The sequence below is a fragment of the Marinitoga arctica genome, assembly GCF_054657315.1.
The window spans coordinates 1-257 of record NZ_BAAHYY010000100.1 but is presented as its reverse complement, the minus strand read 5'-3'; the positions used below and the strand labels follow the sequence as shown (position 1 = coordinate 257).

At 26.5% G+C, this 257-nt stretch carries 1 protein-coding gene; it reads right to left on the bottom strand.

Features of this window, described 5'->3' with window-relative positions:
- On the bottom strand, positions 1-257 hold a 257-nt coding region (locus tag ACYQ44_RS10525), incomplete at both ends, for an SDR family NAD(P)-dependent oxidoreductase (protein ID WP_459997255.1).

The following is a 257-nucleotide window of genomic DNA, read 5'->3' as shown; positions in this document are numbered from 1 at the left end:
TAATTTGTTTGTCCTATGTTTCCATATAATGCTACTACTGAAGATATATTTATTATTGATCCTTTTCCTGTTTTCATCATTTCTGGTCCAATTTGTTGTGTCATGTTAAATACTCCTTTTAAATTTATATCTATTACTAAATCCCAATCTTCTTCTGTCATTTTTTGTATTAATGCATCTCTTGTTATTCCTGCATTATTTACTAACACATCTATTTTTCCTTCTTCTTCCATTACTTTTTCTTTGAATTCTTTTAT